We start from the raw sequence: 26,935 nt of genomic DNA, 5'->3' as shown, positions 1-26,935 counted from the left end.
TGTGGCGTTGCCCATGTGAGAGTAGGTCATCGTCAGGCTCCTAAATAAAACAGCCCCGACAGCAATCGCTGCCGGGGCTTTTTTATTTTGGATCGAGGCCCTGCTGTGCACTACACAGGCCCCCATGTGACAAGCTTGCCAACGGCAAGCGCAGGACGCGGGAGCGCAGCGACGGCGGGCCCGAAGGGCCGAAGGCCGATAGGCCTGAGCAATGTAGGTCATCGTCAGGCGCCTAATACCAAAAACCCCAGCATCCTCGATGCTGGGGTTTTTTATTGCCTTCAGAAAAACTTCTGGATCAGGGCAGCCAGATCTCAAACACCCCACCACCGAGGCTTCCGCCATTGTGGAGCTTTATCGACCCAGTTCGATTTCCCTCGCTGTGAAGTTTGGCGACGGAGGAGGCGAAAAACAGCCCAAGGCTGGTACTTCCACTTTTGAAATCAAGCGATTTGAAGTTCAAGGTTCCGGTGTGTTGCATACTGTCCGGATAACCCTTCCCATCGTCTTCAACACCAATCACCAGGCAACCGTCTCTCTCACCGGCAGTCAGGCGAATCTTGCTTTGGGTATAACGAATAGCGTTATTGATGGTGTTGTTCAGCACACCGGTCAACAGGTCCTCGTCGAAGAAGCCGTTTATGTCCTCAGCCTCCACCGAAACCTCAATGCCAAGCCCCTGAAGCAGAGGCGTGTGCCTTGCCAGGTGCTCGGTCAGGAAGTCCGGTACAAAGTGCTCCTCAATGTGCGCGGAAAGGTTGTTCTCGCCAAGCCGGTAGATACCAAGGAGTTGCACCAGATCGTTGTGCATCCGTTCGGCTTCGTACTGCAGGGTATTGAAGCGGGAAGATTCCCCGAGGCTTTCCTCGTGCTCGCTGCGAAGCTCGTCGAGGGAATTAAGGAGCATGCCAAGCGAGTTCTTCATATCGTGAACGGCTGAGGCAAGCACCATGGAAAAATCGATATTCTGGTCATTCATTGCATCAGTCCCTTCAGCTTTCGTTGTAAGGCAATATAACGCCGGTGTTGGCGATGTTGCTCTGGCAGCCCTGCTAACCGATCAAGGCAGGACTGGCAGCGTTTCAGGAGCTCAGTGTTGCCCGGATTATTGTCATGTTCCTTCATGAGTACCTGAACCAGATTAAGGTTCAGGGCGGCGTGGTCAGGGACAATCTCCAGGGCCTTTGAAAAGGTCTCCGCCGCTTCTTGCAGGTTTCCGGACTCGAAGGCTCTGATGCCATCCCGGTTCAGGGTTCGGGCTTTGATTTTCTGACGGAATCCCACGGGCTCATCCAGAAGGCTTTCAATCTTCTGGAGAGTTTCAGGATCATCGCTGAAACGTTCGGACATCTCGCCGAGCAGCTGTTTCGCATCGGATTCATGTCCAAGACGAAACAGGGTTTTGGCGTAATCTAGCCCCGTTTTGGCATCCAGGGCTGCGGTATCCTGGAGTTCTGGCCTGATACTCTCGAGGATCCTGGTGGCCTGTTGATCCTGTCCCTGTCCAGCGTACACCCGGCACTGTACGATCCGGCTACGCAGACTGATGCCTTCCTCGCCTTCAAATCGTTTTTCCATTCTTTTCAGCACAGCCAGCGCTTCTTTGGCCTTTTCCGCACCATCTTCCTCAAGATCGCCTTCACTCAGGTCCGACAGTGTCTGGCCCAGCGAAAGATAGTGCTCGGAGTTGTCATGTATTGAGTGGGTTCCCAGTTCAACGGTTCTACGCCAAGCATCCGACGCCGTGTCCATGTCCTGGTTTGAACCTGCCAGCTCGGCAAGGTGCTTTTGCCTGAGCAGGGCATTGGGGGAATGCTCAGCGGCTTTCTCGAGCACTTGCTGTGCCTGCGTCGGACGGCCTTGCCGTTCGAGGCCTTCTGCAAGCAGATCATATGCCTCCATATAGTCAGGATGCTTTGCCAGAAGGTCCCTGAGGCCATCTACGGCTTCGTCCAGGCTACGTTTGGCGAGCAAGACCTTACAGCGTCCGAGCTTCGCCCAGGAAAGCTCTCGTTGCGTCAGTACGTCATCATAGATTTTCAGCGCGTGAGCCAGGTCGCCGAGCTGGAAATACAGGTCGCCCAGGGTTTTCATCAACCAGGTTTTGTAGCGTGGCTGCCGGGGAAGAGCCTGGATACAGAGCGAAATGGCCTCTGGATAGTTTTCCCGGTCGATTTCCCGGTTAACGGGCAGGAGGATATTGCGCTGGCTGATCAGGGCGCCCAGGCGTTTCTCCAGTAAGGCCCGATTGGTAGGTTTTGTGAGGTAGGCGTCTGGCTGATATTCCCTTGCGCCCATGACCATTTCCTTGGACGTTTCGGCAGTCACCATCAGGAAGAGCGAAGATCGTTTGAGGAGTTTTTTATGCCGTAGCTCCTCAAGTATGTGCTGGCCGTTCTTGCCTTCGCCAAGGTTAAAGTCGCACAACACCACGTCTACGTGATTGTAGGTACAGTATTGAATCGCCTGGTTGGCGTGGGCGACCAGTTCAATCTTATCGGCACCACAGCTGCGCAGCATCTGGCGCATGGATAACCGGAAGTTCTCGAAGTCATCGATGACCAGATAGGTGAGTTTCCCAAAAGGATTGAAGTCAGCTTTTGAATCGGTCATGAGCGCTTCTGTTTGAGTAGCTTATTAACCAGTGCCCTCAGTGCAGCGGGTTTTACTGGTTTGTAGAGAATCTGGTAGCCCCGGTCGATGGCATCTTCCCGCACTTCAGGCGCCATATATCCAGTGATGAGTATTCCCGGGATGTCCGCGTTCAATGCACCACGAATGCTGTCCATGGCGTCGAGGCCGTTCTTGTTTTCATCCAGTTGATAATCGGCAAGTATAATATCCGGACTTTGGCCTTCCAGTTTTGCCATGGCATCTTCCAGACTCTCGGCCGCAGTCACATCACACTTCCAGTTGCCCAGCAGCGCCACCATTCCCTGAAGGATGGCCGGGTCGTTGTCGATACAAAGGAAATGCAGGCCACCGAGATTTGATACTCGCCGTGATCCCGATGCAGGCTTGGCAGCGGCGGCCTCATTCTGTTCGGGTGCCGCTGTCGGCACCGTTATACCGAATACGCTGCCGCGACCCTGGACAGAATGCACGCTGACCGGGTGGTTCAGCATGCCGCTGATACGGTCGACGATAGCGAGACCAAGCCCCAGGCCTTTCTTATCCCGGCCGTGCTGAAACCGGCGGAACTCCTCGAAGATGTGCGCCAGTTGGTCCTCGGGTATACCGGGCCCGGTGTCCCAGACTTCTATGCGGATATAGCCTTTCAGGCGTCGACAGCCGAGGAGGATCTTGCCTTCGGGCGTGTAGCGTATGGCATTGGACAGGAAGTTCTGGACCACGCGGCGCAGCAGCTTGGCATCCGAGCGGATCCAGACCGTGCTGGGCACAACGTGCAGTTCAAGGTTCTGGTCCTTTGCAATTGCTGAAAAATCGGTTGCCAGATGGCGCATGATCTCGTTCACGGGGAACACCCCGATATCCGGCTCCAGGGCGCCCGCGTCCAGCTTTGAAATATCCAGCAGGGTACTGATGATCTCCTCGGCAGCACCGAGGGAGCTGTCGATGTGGTCTACCAGATCTTTCATCTCGCCGTCATCCGCTTTGCCGGCGAGGGCGGAGGTAAACAGTCTGGCGGCATTGAGTGGCTGGAGCAGGTCATGGCTGGCCGAGGCGAGGAAACGCGTCTTGCTCTGGTTGGCCTGTTCGGCCACGGATTTGGCCTTCAGCATCTGCTCGTTAATGACCTGGAGCTCCTGTGTGCGCTCCTTTACCCGCTGTTCCAGATAAATGTTGGTTTCCTTGAGCGCCTGCTCGGTCCGGCGCATGGCGGTAATGTCCTGGAAGGTGGTGACATAGCCACCTCCGGGTATCGGGCTGCCATCGATGCGTAAAACCGTTCCATCCGGCCTCTGGCGCTCATAGGACATCGGTCGACCCTCCCGCATACTGGCGCAGCGATCAGCCACGATCTCATCAATCCTGCGGGCGGAAAGGTTGGCATTGGTCAGGTTGTAACGCATCAGATCCTCGACCGGGCGTCCGACTCTGACGAAGCCTTTGGGATAGGTGAACAGTTCCAGATAGCGATGGTTCCAGACCACCAGTTGCTGCTGATGGTTAACCACAGACACGCCCAGGCTGATGTTTTCAATAGCGGATTGAAGTAATTCCCGACTGAACGTCATGGCCTGCGAGGCTTCATCGACAATGCTGACCACGTCCTCGATCTGCATATCCCGGCCGGTGAGGGTGGATTCAAGGACCACCCGGGCCGTGGAGGCGCCAATGACCGAGGCCAACTGGCGCTCGATGTATTTCATCAGATGTGCGGACGCCGGGCGGTGCGGGTGCAGGCGAATGGCATTGCGACGTTCGTAATTCCGAAAAATGGTTTCCGAGCGCTCTTCGCCCATGAACCGGTCGGTAAGCGCCTGCAGGTCTGATGTGAGTATTTCACCCTGCCAGCTCTGATGCTGGGCGGTTTCGGCCTTGGGCTGTGGATCGTGGAAGAAGGAGGCAATCTGAATTTTTTCGCGGACCCGCTGACGGGTCAGCATTGAGAGCACGATGTACACTACCGTGTTGATTCCCAGGCTCCAGATAATGCCATGGCTGGTCTGATCAAGCTCCGACCCGAAGAGGGCGGTGGGCCGTGTCCAGTTCAGCCCCCAGATTCCCTGCTCAATCAGTGTGTCGGTGACCCAGCCCGTGGTGGCGAGCGCCGGTAGCAGCAAGGTGTAGCACCACATCAGGAATCCGAGACCCAGACCCCAGACGGCGCCCATGTAATTGCCCCGGCGCCAGATAATGCCTCCTACCAGAGCTGGTCCGAACTGAGCCGCTGCGGCGAAGGAGAGCAGGCCGAAGGCTGTCAGGCTGTAATCTTCGCCAGCCATCCGGTAGAAACCATAGGCTGTTAGCAGCACCACGAAGATGGCCACGCGGCGGATACTCAGCAGCAGATAGCTGAGATCCGTGCGCCGGTTCATGCCCGGCCGGAAAAACTTCAGAAGGGCCGGCATGATGATCTCATTGCTGACCATGGTGGCAATGGCAACGGAGCAGACGATAACCATGGCGGCTGCGGCCGAGCCACCCCCAAGGAACGCCAGTATGGCCAGCCATTCCTCGCCAGCCATGATCGGCAGCTGCAGGATAAGGACGTCGGGGTTTCCGGCTGAGGCCTCGGGTGACAGCAGACCGGCTGCGGCAATGGGAAGCACGAACGCGCTGGCCACGATCAGGTAGATCGGCATGGCCCAGCGGGCAATTTCGAAGTCGCGATGGTCGGTGTTCTCGACCACCATGACATGGAACTGCCGGGGTAGGCAGATGATGGCGAGCATCGCGATCAGTGTCTGGGTAATAAACGCCGGCGCCTCAATGCCATCGGTGGTCAGGGTGCCGATCAGGTCTGCATCCTTCGCGCGTTCAAACAGGTCTCCAAATCCGCCGTAAAGGCCGTAGCCAACAAAGAGGCCAACGGCGACGAAGGCCACCAGTTTGATCAGTGACTCGAAGGCCACGGCCTGAATCATGCCCCGATGATGCTCGGTGGATTCCAGGTGCCGGGTGCCGAACAGAACGGTAAATACTGCCAGGGCTAGGGTGATGTACCAGGCTGAATCGTTCCAGGCCGCAGTGCTCAGTTCCTCATAACCTGTGCCGGTTTCCGAAAGCACGTTGAAGCCCATGGCAATGGCTTTCAGCTGCAAGGCTATGTAGGGGACGCTGCCGATCAAGGCAAAAGTCGCAATCATTGCCGCCAGTAGCTGGGATTTGCCGTAGCGGGAGGCGACGAAATCGGCAATGGAAGTACTGTTATTGCGCTTGCTGATGTAAATGATCCGGCGCAGCAAGGGCGCGCCGAAAACAAACACCAGCAGAGGACCAAGGTAGATGGGTAGAAAGCCGAGCCCCTCCTGGGTGGCGCGGCCAACGGCGCCATAGAAGGTCCAGGAGGTGAAGTAGACTGCCAGAGACAGTGCGTATATGTGGGTGCGTGCCAGGCGCCTGCGATACAGGCCGGGGTGTCTGTCGCCGGCCCATGCGATCACGAACAGGATCGAGATGTAGGTGATGGAAATGAGGACCAGCAGCCAGGCACTAATCATGGTTACGCGTTCCCGACAGTATCAGCAGGTTGAAGCATCACGCTAACGAGGTATCACTCTGCGCAGACGGTTTTATACAGGGTATCTCCGGGCTCAAGCAGCTTCAGGTTGTCCACTCGGGGGCTTCCGTCAGAACCCAGTGGTACCAGTTCCCGGGTCGCACAGTTGATGATGTGAATGCGGTGGGAAACGGCATCCGTCATTTTCTGCTCAAAACGATACAGGGTAAACCGCACGATGTCCTCGCTGTTGGTGTCACGGCTGATGCTCTTGGTATCGACTGTGGAAAATGCGGTGACGTAGGGGAGCACGAAGGTCCAGGGCCGCCACAGGATGCCGTCGGATTCGGTACTTACAACCACCGCTTCGTCTGGCAGCCGGGCCTCTTTCTGGTCGAACCAGGTGTATTCCATATAGATGAGATAGCCGAGCATGCCCGCGCCGGCAAAAACCGGGATGATCCACTTCGGGGCTTTATTTCGGGTGGCGGCACGAATACCTAGAGCGATACCGGCAGCGCCAAGGCCGCAGACTACAGTGGCGACGAATGTCCAGAACATATAATGACTTCCTCAAAAAAGAACGGGCTCCCTCATTGAGGAAGCCCGTTCAGTATCAACCTGTCAGTTCATTGAACGAATCAGGCTGAGATGTTGCTTAGTGGTCTTGAGCCTGACCGGCACCACGTGGGTAACGGACGCTTTCGACCAGTTCCTGAATCTCAACGGGCGGTTCTTCAGTTGCGTTGGATACAATGAAGGCTACCGCAAAGTTGACGATTGCACCAACCGCACCGATAGACAGCGGGGAGATGCCCAGCACCCAGTTTTCCGGAGTGTCTGCCAGGTTGTTGGTGCCCGGAATGAACAGCCAACCCTTGTACACGAAGATGTAGGCAAGGGTGAAGGCCAGACCGGTCAGCATGCCAGCAATTGCGCCTTTGTTATTAACACGCTTGGAGAAGATGCCCATCATCAGCGCCGGGAACAGGGATGCAGCGGCGATACCGAATGCCAGTGCAACAACCTGTGCCGCGAAGCCGGGAGGATTCGCACCAAGCCATGTGGCAACAACGATGGCGACCGCCATGGATATCCGGGCTGCCAGCAGCTCACCTTTCTCCGTGATCGCCGGGTTGATGGAACCCTTGATCAGGTCGTGACTGACCGCCGAGGAGATCGCAAGCAACAGACCGGCCGCTGTGGATAGTGCTGCTGCCAGACCACCCGCTGCGATCAGACCGATGACCCAGCCGGGCAGGTTGGCGATTTCCGGGTTAGCCAGTACCAGGATATCCCGGTTAACAACCAGCTCGTTGCCGTTCCAGCCGCGGGCCTCAGCCGTAGGCGCGAAGGCTTCGCTGTCGTTGTACAGCTGGATACGACCGTCTTCGTTCTTGTCGGTGAACTGGATAAGACCAGTCACTTCCCACTCCTTGATCCAGTTCGGACGCTCATCATACTGGATCGGCTCCGCAGCGGTGCCGTCCGGGTAGATGGTGGTCATCAGGTTCAGGCGAGCCATGGAAGCAACAGCCGGTGCGGTGAGGTACAGCAGGGCGATGAATACCAGGGCCCAGCCCGCAGACCAGCGCGCGTCAGCAACCTTGGGTACGGTGAAGAAGCGGATGATAACGTGAGGCAGGCCTGCAGTACCGATCATCAGCGACAGGGTGAACAGAACCATGTTCAGCTTGTTGTCAATATCGGCGGTGTACTCGTTGAAGCCGAGGTCGGTGATCACCTGGTTCAGCTTGTCGAGGATCGGCATGCCAGAATCCACGTGGGTTGAGAACAGACCCAGCGGGGGAAGCGGATTGCCAGTCAGTTGCAGGGAGATGAACACCGCAGGAATGGTGTAGGCAATGATCAGAACGCAGTACTGGGCCACCTGGGTGTAGGTGATACCCTTCATGCCACCCATAACCGCGTAGATGAAGACCACAACGGCTGCGATCATCAGACCGACGGTGGAATCAACTTCCAGGAAGCGGGAGAAGGCAACACCGGCACCAGCCATCTGGCCGATAACGTAGGTTACAGACGCTACGATCAGGCAGATAACCGCCACCAGGCGGGCATTCTTGCTGTAGAAGCGGTCGCCGATGAACTCGGGCACCGTGAACTTGCCGAACTTCCGCAGGTAGGGGGCAAGCAGCATCGCCAGCAAAACGTAACCGCCAGTCCAGCCCATGAGGAAGGTGGAGTTGGCGTAGCCACCAGCAGCGATCAAGCCTGCCATGGAGATAAACGATGCCGCGGACATCCAGTCGGCGCCGATTGCTGCGCCGTTGGTGATCGGGTGAACGCCGCCACCGGCAACGTAGAAGTCACTCGTGCTTCCGGCCTTGGCCCAGATAGCGATTGCGATGTAGAGGAGGAATGAGCCCCCTACAAACATGATGTTAATGGCAAATTGGCTCATTCGTTCTTACTCCTCGTGTACGCCGAATTTTTCATCGATCTTGTTCATGCGCCACGCGTAGTGGAAGATCAGAGCGATGAACGTGAGGATGGAACCTTGCTGGGCGAACCAGAAGCCCAGATCAGTACCACCAATCGGAATACCCGCAAGCATCGGCCGGAGCAGAATTGCAAAGCCGTAAGATACCAGGGCCCAGACAATCAGGCTCCCGAATATCAGGCGCAGATTCGCCTTCCAGTACGCTTCAGCGTCGTAGCTATGACCTGCTGACATAGGATCACTCCTGTTTTGTTGTTGTGGAGGTTGGGTGGGTTTTTGGTGAGGCACTTCGATTAGAGAATTTATTATTCATATAAGTACTTCTCCGACTAGTTGTCCCTACTGACTTTACTGGTCAAGCGATTTATAGATATTGGCAAAAGGTCTAATTCTCAGTAATTTGGCGTGACGTCGGTCTATTATTGAGACGTTCCGCCGGGCATCGATTCAGAAACGATGCATGTTTTGAAGGCGCCGGTGGTAATGGAGCTTGTCATAAAGCCCTTTCAGTGTTTTTACCCCTTCCGACCTTGCCTTGTTGAGGGCGACCAGGGTCAGTTCGGCTGTAGCGAGAGCATCGGAAGCCGCGTGGTGGCGTTCGCTGACTTCAAGGCCGAAATAATCGGCCCAGTTATCGAGTCCTTTGCCCCCCGTTTTCGTGTTTGGGAAAAAAGCAGGCATCAGGTCTGCTACGTCCATCCAGGTGTGAGGTTGGGTGTAGCCAAGCTGCGCCTTCAGCGTCTTTTCCAGGAATTTCTGATCGAACGCCGAGTGGTACGCCAGGATCGGATCGCCGTTCATCCACTCCAGAAGATAGAGCAGTGCATCCTCGATTTCGTGACCCTGGGTCAGCGCCTCAGGCCCGATCCCGTGAATGAGCACGGTTTCGCGGATGTCGAGCTCCGGACGCCTGAGGATCAGATCGAACTGGTCGCCCAGGTGGATAATGCCGCCGCGGATGGCGACGGCCCCGATAGCGATGACCTCGTCCTTGGAAGGGTTTAGTCCCGTGGTTTCAAGATCCAGCACGATCAGGCGGCAGTCCGTAAGCAGCTGCTCTCCCGGCGTTTTTGGATGGGGCAGATTGCCAGGATCGTGACTACCGATTTTTCCGCCCCGGCGATGCTCAATCCATTGTTTGATCTGTTCCAGCATGTCTCGCGCCTGAAGGTCAGAGTTGGTAGGTAACTTCGAGTTTTTGTTGCAACCGCTGAGCCTGCCTGAAAGATTCCCGCAGGATTCGACGGTCGAGTGGGTTCAGATCGTCGGGATCGATGTAGTTGGTGAGCTCCTCTCCCTTTGCCAGCATTTCCTGGTGGGCCCGCATCCGGATCGCCTGGATCAGGCTATAACCTTCCTTCCAGGCATTGGCATCTTTCGGATCGAAGACGCCTTTTTTCGCCAGCTCATCCATGCGCTCCAGCGTGTTCGCTGTCTCAACGCCATTCGCCAGGGCGAAAACCCGCACCGCTTCAACAAACGGCGCCAGGCCCTGACGCTTGAGGTCCAGTGAGTGCTTGTTGCCCTCGGATATGTAGCGGAAATTGCGGAACATGGTGAGCGGCGGCTTCCTTTGGAACGCATTGCCGGCAAGCATTTTCTGGAACAGGGCGTTTTTCCGGATCCGCGTGAGGATTTTGTCCAGAAGGTCGTTCAACGGCTCGGTTGGACCGTAGATAGCCCTCATATCAAGAAAAATCGAAGAATACACCAGGTTCTGGGGCGTGGAGGCATCAATGAACCGGATAAACCAGTCGTCCCATTCCTTGTCGCTCAGGCAAAGCTTAGGGTTACTGGCCATGATGTTGCCCTTGCACAGGGTAAAGCCGCACTCGGCCAGTTCGTCGTTTACTTTTCGAGCAAAGGGCAACAGCTTTTCCCGGACCTGTTCGGCGGTCATCCCTTCCGGCGTCTGGAACAGTATGCCGTTGTCCTGATCGGTCAGCAGAGTCTGCTCCTGGCGGCCCTCGCTGCCAAACGTCAGCCAGGTGAAGGGAATGCCCGGGTCGTTCTTCTTGATGTTCAGTTCCAGGACCCGTCGGACGGTTACATCATTGAGCGTGGTGATGATCTTGACCACCTGCCCGGAGTCCGCGCCGTGGGCGAGCATCGCATCTACCAGGCGTGATACGTCCGTTCGCAGGCTGACCAGGGTGCGCAGGTGGGTGGCTGTGCCAATGGTGCGGGCAAGGTTCACCAGATCCACGCGCTGCAGGGAGAACAGGTCTCGTTCCGAAACCACACCAATCAGTTTATGGTCATCGTCGATGACGCAAAGATGCGCAAAATGATGCTCCGCCATCAGCATGGCGGCTTCGAACGCATCCGCATGGGAAGGAAGGCAGCAGGGATTCTTGGTCATTACCTGCTGTATGGGAGTGTCCAGAGGACCTGTGCCCTCGGCGATCATGGTCCGCAAGTCACGCAATGTAAAAATGCCGGTCGGGTGTCGGTTTTCGTCAGTAACAATAATGCTGCCGACGTTGTTTTCATGCATGCGAGCCACGGCTTTACGCACCGGCAGATCGGGCGAGCATACGATCGGATTGCGCAGGGCATAGCGTTCGAGTGGCGTATCTAGGGACGTGCTGGACCCGATTGAGGCCATGGCACTTGACTGTATGCGCCGGTTCACCTGGTCGAGCAGGCTGCTGACGCCTCGCAGGCAGAAATCCCGAAAAGGCTCACTTTCCGTGAACAGAGTAACGAAGGCCGCCTGCCCGATACTGAGGCAAAAGGTGTCGCCGTCTGCCCGATGCAGAGTTCTGGTAGGCCGTTCGCCGATCATGGCGGCGAGGGGAAAACATTCACCCTGGCTGATTTCGAAGGTCGTTTCCGTGCGGTCTTCTTTGTCGTTGTGGCGCTCGCCACGAATCCGCCCCTGTTTGACCACGTAGAATCGTTTAACGACATCCTGATCCGGAGACAGCACGATATCGCCATCGGCGTAGAACTGAATGGAGGCATGCTCGGCAAAATGCGCCAGATGCGTGTCATCCATGCTGGAGAACGGCGCATGCTCCCGCAGAAACGTCATGATTGCCCGGATGTTCTGGGGGCGGTCGTTTTCCTGGTTTGCTGAGGCCATGTCCGTCGTCACTCGCTGGTTATTATTTTCCGTTTGAAGTGTAGTGTAGCCAAAGCATCTGTCGCCCTACGATTTTGGTCGCAGTAAGTCTGATATAGATCAGTTTTCTTTAAGGCCGGTTAACCGGGTGGTAAAGTCGGTATCTGAAACAGGTCATCAACTGTAATGCCATGACTACCAAAGAAGAGCGCCTCAGCTTCCTCGAGGAAATGAAAGACGTCCGGCGTATCCGCAAGCCCAACCGGGCCGAAGTGACAACGCCCCGGGAACTGACGCCAGGCCATCTGGAGCGTCAGAGGGCGGCCGTTGAAAAGCCTGTTCGGGACATCAATCCCCTGACTTCCGACATGGTAGAGCCACTCACGGCACACGACATACTGAGCTGGCAGCGGCCGGGCATCCAGCACGGCGTGTTCCGCAAGCTCCGACTGGGCCAGTATCCGATCGAAGCCCGCCTTGATCTGCACCGTATGACGGTTGAGCAGTCCCGTCGCGAAGTCTTCAGGTTCATCGGTGATTGCGTGCGCTATGGCCTGCGTTCGGTCATCATTCTTCATGGCAAGGGCGAGCGTAATCCTGATGGTATCGCCCAGTTAAAAAGCTACCTCGCCAAATGGTTGCCGGAGCTGGACGATGTCCTGGCCTTTCATTCGGCCCAGAAACACCATGGTGGTACGGGGGCTGTTTATGTCATGGTGCGAAAGAGTGACCGGGACAAGCAACATAATCGTGAACTCCACGGCAGCCGTTAGGGCTGCCAATCCCAGGTATTCCTTAACAAGAGCCGCTGCGCGGCTGAACGGAGGTTATCGTCGTGAAAAAAGCTGTATTGGTTTTATTCGCCGTACTGGCACTGGCGGGTTGTAAGGATCGAGTTATCTGGAACGACAACGGCAAGGTTGAAGAGGCCACAACGGACCGGGAGGTCTGGGACTCCAATGGCAAGATGGAATCCGGCGAGCGCAAGATCTGGGTTAACAAGGATGGCGAAGACGTCGTCAAATAATAGTTGAGTCTCCGCTGCAGGCGCGGGCACAACAATAAAATCCGGCAACAATGCCGGCGATATAGAGGAGAGAGTGGGGATGGCCGTGAGCCTGACAGTTAACGGCGACGAGCGGTCGCTGGACATCGAAGGAGATACACCGCTTCTTTGGGTGTTGCGCGATGAGTTGGGGCTCAAGGGCACCAAATTTGGTTGCGGTGCGGGTCTGTGTGGCGCCTGCACGGTGCACCTGAACGGTCAACCTGTGCGCTCCTGTTCTACACCGGTTGAAATGGCTGCCGGCGGCCAGGTGGTCACGATCGAAGGATTGAATGACGGTGACCAGCTTCATGCCCTTCAGGAAGCCTGGATTGAGCATGGCGTTCCTCAGTGCGGCTACTGCCAGTCTGGCCAGATCATGAGTGCCGCCCACTTGCTCGCCAACAATCCGGCCCCTTCTCGGGAAGAGATTGTCGCAGCCATGACAGGCAACCTGTGCCGGTGCGGCACCTACTCCCGGATCATTGCCGCTGTGGAATCGGTGGCTGGCGCCGAGTCGTCAGGCAGCTCACAGGGACGGGAGGCGTAACATGGCCATGAACCGACGGAATTTCCTCAAGGTCAGTGCCGGAGCCTCCGGCAGTCTTATGGTTTCAATGACGCTGCCGGGCTGTGCCGGAATCCAGACCGGCTACGAGCCGGATACAGGTGAGTGGCGGCCCGATGCCTGGCTCGAACTGACCACCGATGACGAGGTTTTCTTCACCCTGGCCCGGGTCGAAATGGGGCAGGGCACCTACACCGGATTGACGACGCTCATCGCGGAGGAGCTGGAAATCCAGCCTGAGCGGATCACGCCCCGCTTCGCGCCCGTGGCGCCCGAGTATCGAAATCCCCTTTATAAACTTCAGCTCACTGGCGGCAGTACCAGTGTTGCAACCAGCTGGGAGCCCCTCCGTATGGCCGGCGCGGAAGCCCGCCAGATGCTGGTTATGGCCGCAGCCCGGGTCTGGAGCGTCAAGGCAGCTGAGTGCCAAGCCAGTGAAGGGCGGGTGGTGCACCCGAACGGTATCGATTCCATGGCCTATGGCAAGTTGGTGGCGCTGGCGGCCAAAGAGGTGGTGCGGGGTGATATTGCCCTCAAGCCACGGAGTGAATGGAAGTATATCGGTAAGCAACGGGGCAAACTGGATGCCCGGGCCAAGTCAACGGGCACCGCGGTTTACGGAATTGATGTCGACCTTCCGGACATGGTGTACGGCGTTGTTTCACGGCCCCCTCGTCGCGGAGGCCGGGTTCGGGACTTCAACGCTGATCAGGTCCGGGCAATGCCTGGTGTGCTTGACGTATTCGAGATCGAGCGCGGCGTTGCCGTGGTCGCAGATAAGTACTGGCGAGCCCGGAAGGCCCAGGACGCGCTCCAGATAGACTGGGATTTCTCGGATGCCGTGTCTCTGTCTACAGGCGACGTGTTCGATTCATACCGCGCCGCAGCTGATGACGATCCCGGAGAGTCCGAGCGCAGTGAAGGCAGCTTTGCCAGCGCCATGGAGGCGGGGGACAGGGTAATAGAAGCGGAGTACGCCCAGCCATACCTTGCCCACGCGACGTTGGAGCCCATGAACGCCACGGCCTGGTACCGGGGAGACCGGATGGAAGTCTGGGCCCCCACCCAGGCGCCGGATCTTGGTCGGGTCGCGGCAGCCAGGGCGACCGATCTCGGGCCTGACGATATCATCATCAATACCACCTTCCTCGGCGGCGGTTTTGGCCGTCGCCTGACCCAGGATTATATAGAAGAAGCAGCGGCGGTGGCCTATCGCACCGGGCGGCCGGTGAAGGTCATCTGGTCCCGGGAAGAAGACACCCGCCACGATCTATATCGTCCGGCAATGCTGCACCGTATGAAAGCCAGCCTGTCTGGCGGTGAACTGACAGGATGGCATCACCAGATTGTTGGCCCCCAGATTCTTGACTGGTATGTCCGCAACGCCGCGCCGGCCCAGTATCCCTGGGCACCGAAATTCATGTACGACACCCTTGGCTCGGTCGGACTGATGGCCGAAGGCATCGCCACACCCAAAGATATCTCTGCGATCGAGGGCGCCATCGAGTATCCCTACCAGGTGGCCAACATTGATATCCGCCATACCCATACCGATCCCGGCATTCCCATTACCTGGTGGCGTTCCGTGGGCTATTCCCACAACGGCTTTGCGGTTGAAACCTTCATGGACGAACTCGCCCATGAAGCCGGGGAAGATCCCTTCCAGTTTCGCCGCCGGTTGATTTCCCACGAGCCACGGCACCTCGAAGTGCTTGAACGGGCTGCCCGGCTCGCGGATTGGCAATCGCCTGTGCCGGACGGACGGGCCCGGGGGCTCGCTTTGTTCCGGAGTTTTGGCACCTACGTGGCGCAGGTGGTCGAAGCCGGAATCGAGAATGGTGCCGTTCGGGTTTACAGGGTCACCTGTTCGGTGGATTGTGGTCAGGTGGTGAATCCGCGGATCGTGGAAGACCAGATCGAGGGCGGCATTCTCTTCGGGCTGACCGCAGCACTCTACGGTGAGATTACCCTGCAGGACGGCGAGGTCCAGCAGAGCAACTTTCATGATTATCCGTTGATGAGACAGTACGAACGACCTGAGGTGCTGGTGGATATTGTCGATAGCACCGAGGCGCCGACCGGCGTTGGTGAGCCGGGCGTGCCTCCGGTAATTCCGGCCCTGGGTAATGCTCTGTTCGCTCTGAACGGCAAGCGCCAGCGAAGCCTGCCCTTGAAAGCCAATGCCTGAGTCACACGTTGCCCATTCGGTTGCTACCGGCCGCCAGACAGTCATAGACCGGATGTCTGAATGGCTGCAGGCGGGGCAGCGGGCCTGGCTGTGCACCATTGTCGAGACCTGGGGTTCCTCGCCACGCCCGGTCGGCTCCTGGCTGGCGATTGCTGAATCCGGTCACTGGAGCGGTTCGGTATCCGGCGGCTGCCTGGAAGAGGATCTTTTGCGTCGTACAGCGGAAGACGGACCGGATCATCCTGTCTTTGTTGATTACGGAATTACCGATGATGACCGGGACCATTTCCAACTGCCGTGCGGTGGCCGGATCCGGCTTCTTGTCGAACCCCTGCGAGGCCAGTCAGGGCTTGATCACGTGCAGGCGCTGGCGGGTGCTTTGCGCGATCGCGAGCCGGTGGTTCGTCACGTACCCATGAAAGGTGTTGCGGCCCTGGAGCATGCCGTGGCCATGACCGGCAAGTCGGTTCGCTTCGACGGCGAGCAGCTCATCCACGCCCTGCAGCCAGAATGCCGGCTGTTGCTGATTGGCGCTGGCGAGGTTGCCCGTTACGTTTTCGAGTTCGCAACAGCAGCAGAATTTGCCGTAACTCTCTGCGAACCCAGGGAAACATTTGCCGCTGGCTGGAGTTTTGATCATATTCCGCTGGACCGGCGCCTGCCCGATGATCTGATATCGGCCCGGTTTGGCGATGCCTGGTCCGGCATTCTGGCCCTGGCGCACGATCCTCGTATCGACGATATGGGGCTGCTGGCGGCCCTTCATTCCGATGCCTTTTACATTGGCGCCATGGGCTCCCGCAAAACCTCGGAAGCCCGGCGGGAAAGACTCGCCTCTCTGGGGCTCGATAAGGCAGCACTGGAACGACTGCGCGCGCCCATTGGCGTCGATATTCCGAGCAAGACGCCGGCAGAAATTGCCATCTCCATTGTCGCCGATCTGATTGCTGCACGGCACCATTTGCGGGGCGCTGCTTCGTCCCTATAATGGCGGCCATGGGAGTGTTGTAAGCACTCCGAAACCCGGGAGAGAGCTCGTGTTTGATGTAACCCGATACGCAGTCGCTGCGGATGCGATTGTTGAGGCCGGCCGCTTCCTTTACCAGCAGGGCTGGTCACCAGCAACCAGCAGCAACTATTCGGCCCGCATAGACGCGGAACACATTGCCATAACCGTTTCCGGCCGCCACAAGGGCCAGCTGGGTGCCGGCGATGTTATGGTGGTGGACCTGGCTGGTCGCCCGGTTCAGAGTGACTGTCGCTCCTCCGCAGAGACCCGGTTGCATACGGTGTTGTACGAGGTGTTTCCGGAGGTTGGCGCGGTGCTTCACACGCACTCGGTGAAGGCAACGGTTCTCAGTCGCCTGCTGGAACCCGGCCAGCCGCTGTCGCTGGAGGGCTACGAATTGCAAAAGGCGTTTACCGGTGTCGACACCCACGAATCGGTCCTGACCGTTCCGGTGTTCGACAACACCCAGGATATCGACGCGCTGGCGGAGCATACCCGGGCGTGGTTCCGGGAACACCCCGAGCAGCCCGGTTATCTGATTCGTGGCCATGGCCTATACACCTGGGGCAAAACCATGTCCGATTGCCTGCGCCATGTCGAGGCTTTTGAATTCCTGTTTGAATGTGAGCTTGAAACCATGAGGGTCCGCCCATGACTACCCTGAGTATTTTTAACCAGAGCCAGCCCGAAAAGGCGAGCAAGGTTACCGAGAACCCCGCGGAGATTCGCGACCTCCTGGCCCGCCAGGGTGTGCGCTTTGAGCAGTGGCCAACCAGGGATTTGCCGGCTGATGCATCCCAGGAAGACATTCTGCAGGCATACGGCGACGAAGTGGCAAAGCTTAAGGAAGACTGCGGCTTTCAGACCGCCGATGTGATTAGCCTGAACCCGGACAATCCGCAGAAAGAGGCGTTCCGCCAGAAATTCCTCGATGAGCACACCCACAGTGAGGATGAGGTCCGTTTCTTTGTTCGTGGCCAGGGCCTGTTCTACCTGCACTTCGGCAACGAGGTGTTTGCTGTGCTGTGCCAGAAAAACGATCTGATCAGCGTGCCCGATGGCACACGGCACTGGTTCGACATGGGGCCGGAACCGGAATTCACCTGTATTCGCCTGTTTACCAATCCTGAAGGCTGGGTCGCCGATTTTACCGGTGAAGACATCGCCAGCAGGTTGCCCCGTTACGAGGCGCTGGCAGGAGCAGCGGAATGATCCGGGTTGTGCTGACGGACATTGAAGGGACCACCAGCTCGATCTCGTTTGTGCATGACGTCCTGTTTCCCTACGCCAGCGAACACCTGCCGGGGTTTGTCCGCGACCAGCATCAGGACAATCTCGCGGTTTCCGAGCAACTGGATGCGGTGGCTGAGGTTTCAGGTGTGGCTCGTGAGGATGTTGAAGGCCTGATCGAGGTGCTGAAGACCTGGATCATTGAAGATCGCAAGGAAACTTCCCTGAAGGCGCTGCAGGGCATGGTCTGGGAGCAGGGATACCAGCAGGGAGAGCTGAAGGGCCATATCTACGCCGATGCAGCCGATTACCTGCAGCGCTGGCATGATCGGGGTCTGCGTCTGTTCGTATACTCATCAGGGTCGGTCAAGGCCCAGAAGCTGATTTTCGGTTTCACCACGGAAGGCGACTTTACGCCATTCTTCTCCGGCTACTTCGATACCCGTATCGGTGGCAAGAAAGAGGTGGCCTCATACCGCAATATTCTGGCGGAGTTGGGCGTGGAGGCGGCCACGGTGTTGTTCCTGTCAGACGTGGAAGCCGAACTTGAGGCAGCCGAGGAAGCCGGTATGCAAACCGCCTGGCTTGTTCGCGAGGGGGATCTGCCGGAAACCGAACGTTTTGTTGCCCGTGATTTTGCGGAGGTTGATACCCTGCTGCAAAAGCGCTAGGCCAACGGCTTTTTCACGCCACCGCAGGAGGAATGAATGCCCGGAACCGGATTTTGCAGAATCGTTGCGCCGGTTCTCGCCGTGCTTCTTGCGGGTTGCGACCCTTTCTCTGACGCCCGCCCCATGATGGATGAGTACGTGGAGCGGGTGGCCCGGGTGCTGGAGACCGATCCCGAGTTTTCTGACATCCTTTCCGCAAGCCAGCTCCCCCGCCGCCGCGACCGGGTCTTGACCATGCCCGAGCTGGACATGGGGATGCTCGACTTTCTCTCGCTTTACGGTTGTGAACTCCAGTACGTGGTTGGGGAGAAAGCCTCGGTGATGGGGCGGGTTATGCAGCCCCTGAACCGTCTGCGCTATGAAATCCGGTTTATCGAAGCGGCTCGGGATTGTCTTCCCGAGATAGAAGATGAAGAGTTCGCCGAAGAGCTTACCGGCGCCATCGACAGCAAGCTTGAATCCCTGCCCATTGCCATCTGGAATGCCACCTGGGGCGTCGAAGAAATCGAGAAACTGTTCACCCTGGCCAAGGGCTATTATCCGGTCGCGCCTGAGGGCAATCCCGTGTCGGATCTGGCCCTTGATATTGAAAGCCTGAATTCAGCAGTTGCCCGTTTGTACTCCGAGGATCTGGCGGTTTCCCTCGATTTTGCCGGCGACGTTCATCAGCGCTGGCAGGCGGAATACCGCGCCGGCCAGTTGATCAACAGCGCGCTTCTTCTGACCGCACGGCTGCAGGACGGGACAAAATTGCTCAGGCAGAGAATCGACGGCCGCCCCCTGTGCCTCGATGGCAAGCCCAATAACCAGTCGGATATCGTCCAGAACATGTTCTTCAGCGTGTATATCGAAAAGATCCAGCCTTACATGAGCGCCGTGACCCAGGGACGGGTTGCACTCATCGAGCCGTTCGAGCGGCTGGCCAAAGTTCAGGAAGAGGTCATGCCAGAGAGTTTCACCGGCTGGTACCAGCGCCATCTATCGCAGGTTGCCCAAGACAGTCTCTGGCGTGAGCTGGACATGGCCATGACTGCCCACACCAAGGCCTGGCAGGAATTACTGGGCCAGTGCGGATTGCGACCCGGGGCCTGACCCGGCTCAACGCTGGCTTTCAGGCGTCACCCTCAGAATTTCCTCCACCGTTGTCTGGCCGGCGGCCACTTTCTGTGCACCACTCAGGCGCAGGGATTTCATGCCTTCCTTGTAGGCATCCAGCCTTAGTTGCTCCAGCTCGCAATGATCTGTGATCTGGCGTAGCAACGGGCCTGACAGCGTCATGATTTCATAAACTCCTGCGCGGCCAAGATACCCTGTGTTCCGGCATTCCAGGCACCCCACAGGCTGATAGAACTGCTTGGGAACCGGCGCTTTCCAGGGCCGGGTGAGGGTCTGCCAGGCCTGTTCGTCAGCAGGGCCGGGCGCCTTGCAATGGGGGCACAGAGTTCGGGCAAGCCGTTGTGCCATCACGCCCAGTACCGTGGCCCGAATGAGGTAAGGTGGAATGCCCAGTTCCATCATCCGGGTAATCGCGCTCGGTGCATCGTTGGTGTGCAGGGTTGAGAGCACCAGATGGCCAGTGAGCGCGGCCTGAACCGCCATTTCCGCCGTTTCCAGATCGCGGATCTCACCGATCATGATGATATCCGGATCCTGTCGCAGCAAGGCCCGCACACCGGCCGCAAAGGTCAGGTCGATGTTGGTCTGAACCTGCATCTGGTTGAACGCAGGCTCCACCATTTCGATGGGATCCTCGATGGTGCAGACGTTGAGCTCGGGTGAGGCAATCTGTTTCAGGGTCGAATACAGGGTCGTGGTTTTGCCGGACCCGGTCGGGCCGGTTACCAGGACAATACCGTGTGGACGGGACGTGATTTCCTGCCACCGCTGGCGGTCTTCCTTGCCGAATCCCAGTTGCTCGTAGGACTTTAGCAGCACGTCCGGATCAAAAATCCGCATGACCATCTTTTCGCCAAAGGCAGTCGGCATGGTGGCCAGACGCAGTTCCACCTCCCGGTTATCGGGCTTGCGAGTCTTGATACGACCGTCCTGGGGGCGGCGTTTCTCTGCCACATTGAGGCGGCCAAGGATCTTCAGCCGACTGGTAACCGCCACGCCCACGTGTTCCGGGAATTCGTAGACGTTGTGAAGCACGCCGTCGATCCGGAACCGCACCTGGGTGACCGTTCGGCGGGGCTCAATGTGGATGTCCGAGGCGCGCTGGTCAAAGGCGTATTGCAGTAGCCAGTCGACGATCTTGACGACGTGCTGGTCATTGGCGTCCGGATGTTCGCTGGCGCCAAGATCCAGTAATTGCTCGAAATTCTGGTTGCCGGCCACACCCGGGCCCTGGCCGCCACTGGCCTTGCTGACGGAACTGGCCAGTTGATAAAACTCGACGGTGTATCTTCGGATATCCTCGGGGTTGGCGACAACGCGACGGATATCCTTACGGACGGCCTGTTGAAGGTTTTGCACCCAGTCGCTCTTGAACGGCTCTGTGCTGGCGATCAGCACCTCGTCAGCGCCGATCTCAACTGCCAGGATGCCGTGGCGCTGGGCGAAGGCGTAAGACATCACCCGGGCAATGGCGGGTGTGTCGATCTTCAGAGGGTCAATATGGTAGTGGGGTTGCCCGGCCCAATCGGCCAGCCAGTGGGTCAGTCGGTCCAGGTCGAGGGTGCGGCCGCTTTTCTGGCTGGTAAGCGCGGCAATGGCAACCAGTTCCAGCGGATGGCGTTTTCCCTTCTGTCCTTCGCCAGTGGCTGCGCCGAGATTGGCCGAAAGCACCCGTTCGGCGTCTTCCTGGCCGATTTCTCCGCTGGTCACAAGTGCGGTGCAAACATCTCTCAGGGTCAGGGTGCTTCTAGGCGGCGCGGGTGGCCTCGGCACGGTTCCGGAGTTGCTTGTTTCAGCCATAAAGTGTCAGGTCCAGGAATTCAGGGTGTATTTCCATTCGCCACTGGCCGGTTCACTTTGAGGTGAATCATGGCAACAGTGAACAACAGGAAGGTCAGTACCGTCAGAATGACCGGTCCGGGAGCGCCTTCACTCAGCCAGGCGGAAACGACGGCCTGGGTGAAGTAGAAGATCACCACGAACGACATCCAGATATAGCCCCGATTGTGGCCCCGAAACACCGGAACCGCAAAGGGCAGAAGAGGAATCAGTTTCACAGCCAACATCAACGGTATTGATACGCCCTCGACGGGTGCCGGGTAGAAGGTCGTTATCAGCAAGGTGGCAAGCACGCCGATATAGAGCGCGATGGTTGCCCGCACGGTGGTGCGGGCCTTCGGGTTGTTCAGCATAGTGTGTTCCGGGATAAATAAGTGTTAAGCAACGTACGTCTGGTACCCGAGCCTGTATCAGTCAGCGAGTTTCAGCGCGAGCCGGGCCAGGCGCTCGCCAAATGCCTGGCACAGCGCTTTCTCGTGATTGCTCAGTGGCTGTTGTTCACCGGTTCCTGCCCAATGGGTCGGGCCATAGGGTGTGCCACCGGTTTGCGTGTCCCCCAGGCTTTTCTCGGAGTAGGGCAGGCCGCAGACGACCATGCCGTGATGCAGGAGCGGCATCATCATTGTCATCAGTGTGGTTTCCTGTCCGCCATGAAGGCTGCCGGTCGACGTAAATGCGCCGGCGGGCCTGCCTTCGAGTGTGCCGGCCAGCCAGAGATCGCCCGTGCTGTCCAGGAAATGCTTCAGAGGTGCCGCCATGTTACCAAAGCGGGTGGGGCTGCCGATGGCCAATCCGGCACAACTTGCGAGATCCGATTTGCTGGCATAAGGTGCGCCGGAATCTGGCACGGCGGGCAGCGACGCTTCCGTGTCCGGGGAAACCGGCGGTACTGATCTCAGTCTGGCTTCAATGCCTGCCACACGGGCCACGCCTCGGCCGATCTGGCTGGCCAGCTCCGCCGTCTGGCCGGTACGGCTGTAAAAAAGCACGAGAACATACGGCAATTGCTCGGACATGGTCAGCGATCCTTCTGATCTGACGCGGGGAAGTTGTGTGGGCTCACAGAATCGAAAGAACGTTTTCCGGTGGGCGACCAAGGGCTGCTTTGCCATTGGCGATTACGATCGGTCGTTCAATCAGCTTCGGTGTCGCTGCCATGGCCGCGATTAACTCCTCATCACTGAGGTCGGGGTTGTTCAGGCCCTGTTCTTTGTACTCTTTTTCTTTTATGCGCATCAGTTCGCGAGGACGCAGATCCAGAGCGTTCAGAATATCCTTTAGCTCCTGCTCTGTCGGTGGTGTTTCCAGGTAGCGTATAATCTCCGGCTCAATTCCCCGTTCGGTAAGCAGTTCAAGGGTTTGACGGGATTTCGAGCAGCGTGGGTTGTGGAAAATCCGGGTTGGTTCTGTCATCTTCGTGCCTGGTTATCTGAATGGAGTCCACTATTTCTGTGGTCGGTAGTCTAACAGGAGGTTTTCCAGTGCAGTACCCTGATTCTGTTTGTGGTCGCTCCCGCTTTTATCTGGTTGGTGTTGCGCTGCTTGTTCTGGCTCTGGCCGGTTGTGAGAAAATTGAACTTGAGAGGGCCGAGGGAACAAAGCTGAACTGGGACAACTTGCGCGGCCAATGGGTGCTGGTCAACTACTGGGCGGAATGGTGCAAGCCATGTCTTGAAGAAATACCAGAGCTCAATGAGCTGGACAAGGCGCCCGATATCACTGTGCTGGGTGTCAATTTTGATGGCGTGCGGGGCGATGCCCTGGTGGAGCTCGGCGAGCGAATGGGTATCGAATTCACCATGCTGGCGGATGATCCCGGGCCCGGGTTCGGTTGGAAATTGCCGGTCGCGTTGCCGGCCACGTTCTTGGTTAACCCCGGCGGCGATCTGGTTGAAACCCGTTTTGGCCCTCAGACTGAAGAAGATCTCCGGGCCGTGATCGGCGGCTGAGACCGCTGCCCTAATTGAATTACACAGCAGGAATAACCTGACGTTATGTCGCAGACTTTTGTACACCTCCGTGTCCATTCCGAATACTCCATGGTGGATGGCCTGGTCAGGGTTAAACCGCTGATCAACCGCGTCGCCGATCTGGGCATGCCGGCCGTGGGCCTGACTGAGCAATCCAATATGTGCTCGCTGGTACGTTTTTATAAAGCGGCCATGGGCGCGGGGGTAAAACCGATCATCGGCGCGGATCTGTGGCTGGAAAACCCGGACGAGCCCGAGAACCCGTTCCGGCTGACACTGCTGGCCCGGGATAACGATGGCTACCTCAACCTCACTGAAATCATTTCCCTGGGTTACACCGAGGGCCAGCGTTTCGGTAAACCGATCATCCAGCGCAAGTGGCTGGAGGCAAGGGCGAACGGTCTGATCGCGCTCTCCGGCTCCAGGATGGGCGATGTGGGCAAGGCTTTGATGGCGGGCAAGCCGGAACTGGCCCGCGAGCGCGCCCGTTACTGGATGGATTTGTACCCTGACAGCTATTACCTCGAGTTGCAGCGCACCGGTCGTCCCGGTGACGAAGATTGTCTGCACCTGAGTGTTGAACTGGCCGGGGCGCTAGGGCTTCCGGTGGTGGCCACCAACGATGTCCACTTCCTTGAGGCGGAAGATTTCGAAGCCCACGAGGCCCGGGTTTGTATCGGGGAGAGCCGCACTCTGGACGACCCGCGACGTGATCGTCGTTTCAGTGACCAGCAGTACCTGCGCAGCGCCGATGAAATGATCGAGCTGTTCAGCGACATCCCGGAAGCGATCGAGAATACGGTGGAGATTGCCCGCCGCTGCTCGGTGAAGGTCCGGATGGGCGAATACTTCCTGCCGAACTACCCGATTCCGGACGGCATGACCATGGATGACTACTTCCGGAAGGTTTCGGAGGAAGGTCTGGAGGAGCGGCTTGCCAAGACCCTGAGCAAAGACGATCCGGAATACGATGCCAAGCGCGAGGCCTACTACAAGCGCCTGAATTTTGAGCTGGACATCATCATCCAGATGGGGTTCCCGGGCTACTTCCTGATCGTGATGGACTTCATCAAGTGGGCCAAGAATAACGGCGTGCCGGTGGGGCCGGGCCGGGGTTCCGGTGCCGGCTCGCTGGTAGCCTATGCCCAGTTGATCACCGACCTGGATCCCCTGGAATACGACTTGCTGTTCGAGCGCTTCCTGAACCCGGAACGGGTCTCCATGCCCGACTTCGACGTCGACTTTTGCATGGAAGGCCGGGACAGGGTGATCGAGTACACCGCCCAGAAGTACGGGCGAGAGGCGGTCTCGCAGATTATTACCTTCGGCACCATGGCGGCGAAGGCGGTAGTGCGCGACGTTGCCCGGGTGCAGGGCAAGTCCTATGGGCTGGCCGACAAACTCTCCAAGATGATCCCCTTCGAGCCGGGCATGACCCTGGAGAAGGCTCTGGAGCAGGAACCACAGCTGGTCGAGTTTCTCGAGAACGACGAGGAAGCCCAGGAAATCTGGGAAATGGCTCGGAAGCTTGAAGGCGTGTGCCGGAATGCCGGTAAACACGCCGGTGGTGTCGTGATCGCGCCCACCAAGATCACCGATTTTTCGCCCCTGTACTGCGACGACGAGGGTGGCAGCCTGGTGACCCAGTTCGACAAGGGCGATGTGGAAGATGCCGGACTGGTGAAATTCGACTTCCTGGGCCTGCGGACGCTCACGATCATCAAGTGGGCGCTGAACATGATCAATCCGCGCCGGGAAAAGAAGGGCATGCAGCCGCTCGACATCAACGAGATTCCGCTTGATGACGTGCCCTCGTTCGACATGCTCAAGAAAGCCGAAACCACGGCGGTGTTCCAGCTGGAATCCCGGGGCATGAAGGACCTGATTCGCCGCCTCCAGCCGGACTCTCTGGAAGACATGATCGCCCTGGTGGCGTTGTTCCGGCCGGGGCCTCTGCAGTCGGGCATGGTGGATGACTTTATCGACCGTAAGCACGGTCGCCAGCCCATGTCCTTCCCGCACCCGGATTATCAATATGAAGGCCTGAAGCCGGTTCTTGAACCCACCTACGGGGTCATCCTTTACCAGGAGCAGGTCATGCAGATTGCCCAGGTGATGGCAGGTTATAGCCTGGGTAACGCTGACATGCTGCGTCGGGCGATGGGTAAGAAAAAACCCGAGGAGATGGCCAAGCAGAAACAGTTCTTTCTGGATGGTTGCGAGAAAAATGGCATCAACACAACCCTCGCAGAAAACATCTTCGACCTGGTGGAGAAGTTCGCCGGTTACGGTTTCAACAAGTCTCACTCGGCCGCCTACGCATTGGTGTCCTACCAGACCCTCTGGCTGAAAGCCCATTACCCTGCAGAGTTCATGGCTGCAGTACTGACCGCCGATATGCAGAACACCGACAAGGTGGTCACGCTGGTGGAAGAGTGCCGGAACATGAAGCTGGATCTTCTGGTGCCCGACGTCAGCCGCTCGGAATACACCTTTACCGTCAACGACGAGGGTCAGATTGTGTACGGCCTCGGTGCGATTAAAGGCCTGGGCGAGGGCCCGATCCAGAGCATCGTCGAAGGGCGTGGTGATGGCGAGCCCTATCAGGATATTTTCGATTTTTGCCGACGCATTGACCTGAAAAAGGTCAACAAGCGCGCCATGGAAGCACTGATCCGGTGCGGCGCCATGGACAAGCTTGGCGCCAGCCGGGCTCAGTTGATGGCCAGCATCGATAAGGCCGTGCAGCAGGCCGGCCAGCAATCCCGTAACGAATCCGTTGGCATGATGGATATGTTCGGTGAAATGCTCGAGGCGGGCGACGGTGGCGATCCCTACGAGGACGTGGCCGGTATGCGCGAGTGGCCCGAAAAACAGCGGCTGAAAGGCGAGAAAGATACCCTGGGGCTTTACCTCACCGGCCACCCGTTCGATGAATACGAGAAAGAGGTTCGGCGGTTTGTCCGGTCCTCCATAGCCGATCTGAAGCCGAACAAGTCACCCCAGCGCGTCGCCGGGTTGGTGGTTGCCCAGCGCACCATGAAAACCCGCACCGGCTCCACCATGTGTTTCATTACGCTGGACGACAGAAGCGCGCGGATCGAGGCGACCCTGTTCTCGGAAGCTTTCTTTGAAAATCGGGAACTGTTGCAGTCGGACCAGGTGATCGTGGTGGAGGGGCAGGTCAGCCACGACGACTATTCCGGCCAGATGAAGATGCGGGTGAGTACGGTTATGGATGTGGCGAGTGCTCGCCAGCAGTTCAGCCGCGGACTGAAGCTGAACCTGCATGCCGATCAGCTACAAAACGGCCTGCTGGAGAAACTGGACACCACCCTGAGACCGTTCCGGTGTGAGGGTAGTCCGGTCTGGATAGAGTACAGCAGCCCCGAGGCGTCCACCCGGATCGAGCTGGGTGAGTCCTGGCGTGTGCAGCCGGATGACAACCTGCTACTGGAGCTCCGTTACCTCGTAGGCGACCAGTCGGTAGAACTGGTCTATGATTGAGAAAGCTGAAAATTAAAAGTTTGTCAGATAGCGGACTCATACCAATGTCCGCTTTAGCCACTGACCGGGCGCTGCTATCTTTGTGTAAATTCTGGTTTGGCGGAGCATTTTCCCGCCTGGCAAAAAATGATGGA

Annotated in this window: 23 protein-coding genes; 11 read left to right on the top strand and 12 right to left on the bottom strand. The window is 57.9% G+C overall.

From position 1 onward, the window contains the following. Window positions 1–298 precede the first annotated feature (298 nt). From A8B84_RS19105 to A8B84_RS19070, 8 genes are all read right to left on the bottom strand, one after another. Window positions 299–979 (bottom strand): sensor histidine kinase, encoded by a 681-nt coding sequence (locus A8B84_RS19105; RefSeq protein WP_064230523.1) that lies wholly within the window; start codon window positions 977–979, stop codon window positions 299–301. Next, the gene (locus tag A8B84_RS19100) at window positions 976–2,613 is read right to left on the bottom strand and encodes a tetratricopeptide repeat protein (RefSeq protein WP_064230524.1); all 1,638 of its coding nucleotides are present in this window, start codon (window positions 2,611–2,613) and stop codon (window positions 976–978) included. Before A8B84_RS19100 ends, A8B84_RS19105 begins: the two co-directional genes overlap by 4 nt. Continuing rightward, a complete protein-coding gene (locus tag A8B84_RS19095; protein WP_064230525.1) occupies window positions 2,610–6,128 on the bottom strand; it encodes a PAS domain-containing hybrid sensor histidine kinase/response regulator in 3,519 nt (1,172 codons plus the stop codon). Before A8B84_RS19095 ends, A8B84_RS19100 begins: the two co-directional genes overlap by 4 nt. Before the next feature lie 53 nt (window positions 6,129–6,181). Beyond that, a complete protein-coding gene (locus A8B84_RS19090; RefSeq protein WP_064230526.1) occupies window positions 6,182–6,688 on the bottom strand; it encodes a hypothetical protein in 507 nt (168 codons plus the stop codon). A gap of 97 nt (window positions 6,689–6,785) precedes the next feature. After that, entirely contained in the window at window positions 6,786–8,552 is a 1,767-nt protein-coding gene (locus tag A8B84_RS19085; RefSeq protein ID WP_064230527.1) for a sodium:solute symporter family protein, read from the bottom strand. 6 nt (window positions 8,553–8,558) lie between these two features. Further along, the gene (locus A8B84_RS19080) at window positions 8,559–8,825 is read right to left on the bottom strand and encodes a DUF4212 domain-containing protein (RefSeq protein ID WP_008172923.1); all 267 of its coding nucleotides are present in this window, start codon (window positions 8,823–8,825) and stop codon (window positions 8,559–8,561) included. A 213-nt stretch (window positions 8,826–9,038) separates the two neighbouring features. Beyond that, window positions 9,039–9,746, bottom strand: coding sequence for a PolC-type DNA polymerase III (locus tag A8B84_RS19075; protein ID WP_064230528.1), 708 nt, complete (start codon window positions 9,744–9,746; stop codon window positions 9,039–9,041). A gap of 16 nt (window positions 9,747–9,762) precedes the next feature. Then, entirely contained in the window at window positions 9,763–11,679 is a 1,917-nt protein-coding gene (locus A8B84_RS19070) for a putative nucleotidyltransferase substrate binding domain-containing protein (protein WP_064230529.1), read from the bottom strand. 170 nt (window positions 11,680–11,849) lie between these two features. Here A8B84_RS19070 and smrA point away from each other — a divergent pair, with 170 nt between their 5' ends. From smrA to A8B84_RS19025, 9 genes are all read left to right on the top strand, one after another. Continuing rightward, on the top strand, window positions 11,850–12,431 hold the full coding sequence (smrA, locus tag A8B84_RS19065; RefSeq protein WP_064230530.1) for a DNA endonuclease SmrA: 582 nt from the start codon (window positions 11,850–11,852) through the stop codon (window positions 12,429–12,431). 62 nt (window positions 12,432–12,493) lie between these two features. Beyond that, a complete protein-coding gene (locus tag A8B84_RS19060; RefSeq protein ID WP_064230531.1) occupies window positions 12,494–12,685 on the top strand; it encodes a membrane lipoprotein lipid attachment site-containing protein in 192 nt (63 codons plus the stop codon). 79 nt (window positions 12,686–12,764) lie between these two features. Then, complete coding sequence (locus A8B84_RS19055) at window positions 12,765–13,253, top strand: (2Fe-2S)-binding protein (RefSeq protein WP_064230532.1); 489 nt, start codon at window positions 12,765–12,767, stop codon at window positions 13,251–13,253. A 1-nt stretch (window position 13,254) separates the two neighbouring features. Then, on the top strand, window positions 13,255–15,459 hold the full coding sequence (locus A8B84_RS19050; protein WP_064230533.1) for a xanthine dehydrogenase family protein molybdopterin-binding subunit: 2,205 nt from the start codon (window positions 13,255–13,257) through the stop codon (window positions 15,457–15,459). Then, on the top strand, window positions 15,452–16,447 hold the full coding sequence (locus A8B84_RS19045; RefSeq protein WP_227512897.1) for an XdhC family protein: 996 nt from the start codon (window positions 15,452–15,454) through the stop codon (window positions 16,445–16,447). Before A8B84_RS19050 ends, A8B84_RS19045 begins: the two co-directional genes overlap by 8 nt. Window positions 16,448–16,496: 49 nt before the next feature. Then, a complete protein-coding gene (locus A8B84_RS19040) occupies window positions 16,497–17,123 on the top strand; it encodes a methylthioribulose 1-phosphate dehydratase (RefSeq protein ID WP_064230534.1) in 627 nt (208 codons plus the stop codon). Next, complete coding sequence (locus A8B84_RS19035; RefSeq protein ID WP_064230535.1) at window positions 17,120–17,680, top strand: 1,2-dihydroxy-3-keto-5-methylthiopentene dioxygenase; 561 nt, start codon at window positions 17,120–17,122, stop codon at window positions 17,678–17,680. The genes A8B84_RS19040 and A8B84_RS19035 overlap by 4 nt, the downstream gene beginning before the upstream one ends. Continuing rightward, window positions 17,677–18,369 carry an acireductone synthase gene (gene mtnC, locus A8B84_RS19030; RefSeq protein ID WP_064230536.1) on the top strand — a complete coding sequence of 231 codons (693 nt, stop codon included), beginning with the start codon at window positions 17,677–17,679 and terminating at the stop codon, window positions 18,367–18,369. Before A8B84_RS19035 ends, mtnC begins: the two co-directional genes overlap by 4 nt. Window positions 18,370–18,405: 36 nt before the next feature. Continuing rightward, the gene (locus tag A8B84_RS19025) at window positions 18,406–19,461 is read left to right on the top strand and encodes a DUF3080 domain-containing protein (protein ID WP_064230537.1); all 1,056 of its coding nucleotides are present in this window, start codon (window positions 18,406–18,408) and stop codon (window positions 19,459–19,461) included. Between the two features lie 6 nt (window positions 19,462–19,467). Here the strand turns inward: A8B84_RS19025 and A8B84_RS19020 are convergent, their stop codons facing one another. The 4 genes from A8B84_RS19020 to arsC are packed head-to-tail and all read right to left on the bottom strand — an operon-like array spanning window position 19,468 to window position 22,737. Further along, window positions 19,468–21,285 carry a GspE/PulE family protein gene (locus A8B84_RS19020; protein ID WP_064230538.1) on the bottom strand — a complete coding sequence of 606 codons (1,818 nt, stop codon included), beginning with the start codon at window positions 21,283–21,285 and terminating at the stop codon, window positions 19,468–19,470. A 20-nt stretch (window positions 21,286–21,305) separates the two neighbouring features. Next, complete coding sequence (locus A8B84_RS19015) at window positions 21,306–21,677, bottom strand: DUF2069 domain-containing protein (RefSeq protein ID WP_064230539.1); 372 nt, start codon at window positions 21,675–21,677, stop codon at window positions 21,306–21,308. A gap of 57 nt (window positions 21,678–21,734) precedes the next feature. After that, a complete protein-coding gene (gene wrbA / locus A8B84_RS19010; RefSeq protein ID WP_064230540.1) occupies window positions 21,735–22,340 on the bottom strand; it encodes an NAD(P)H:quinone oxidoreductase in 606 nt (201 codons plus the stop codon). Window positions 22,341–22,383: 43 nt separating this feature from the next. Next, a complete protein-coding gene (arsC, locus tag A8B84_RS19005) occupies window positions 22,384–22,737 on the bottom strand; it encodes an arsenate reductase (glutaredoxin) (RefSeq protein ID WP_064230541.1) in 354 nt (117 codons plus the stop codon). A 68-nt stretch (window positions 22,738–22,805) separates the two neighbouring features. On the opposite strand from arsC, the gene A8B84_RS19000 reads away from it, so the two are divergent. Together A8B84_RS19000 and dnaE are read left to right on the top strand one after the other, a co-directional pair. After that, on the top strand, window positions 22,806–23,273 hold the full coding sequence (locus tag A8B84_RS19000; RefSeq protein WP_064230542.1) for a TlpA family protein disulfide reductase: 468 nt from the start codon (window positions 22,806–22,808) through the stop codon (window positions 23,271–23,273). Window positions 23,274–23,318: 45 nt separating this feature from the next. Continuing rightward, window positions 23,319–26,801, top strand: a complete 3,483-nt coding sequence (dnaE, locus tag A8B84_RS18995; protein WP_064230543.1) for a DNA polymerase III subunit alpha — start codon at window positions 23,319–23,321, stop codon at window positions 26,799–26,801. The last annotated feature ends 134 nt before the right edge of the window (window positions 26,802–26,935 follow it).

It is taken from the genome of Marinobacter sp. EhC06 (assembly GCF_001650915.1).
Classification (GTDB): Bacteria; Pseudomonadota; Gammaproteobacteria; order Pseudomonadales; family Oleiphilaceae; genus Marinobacter.
This window is presented reverse-complemented; position numbering and strand designations above follow the sequence as displayed.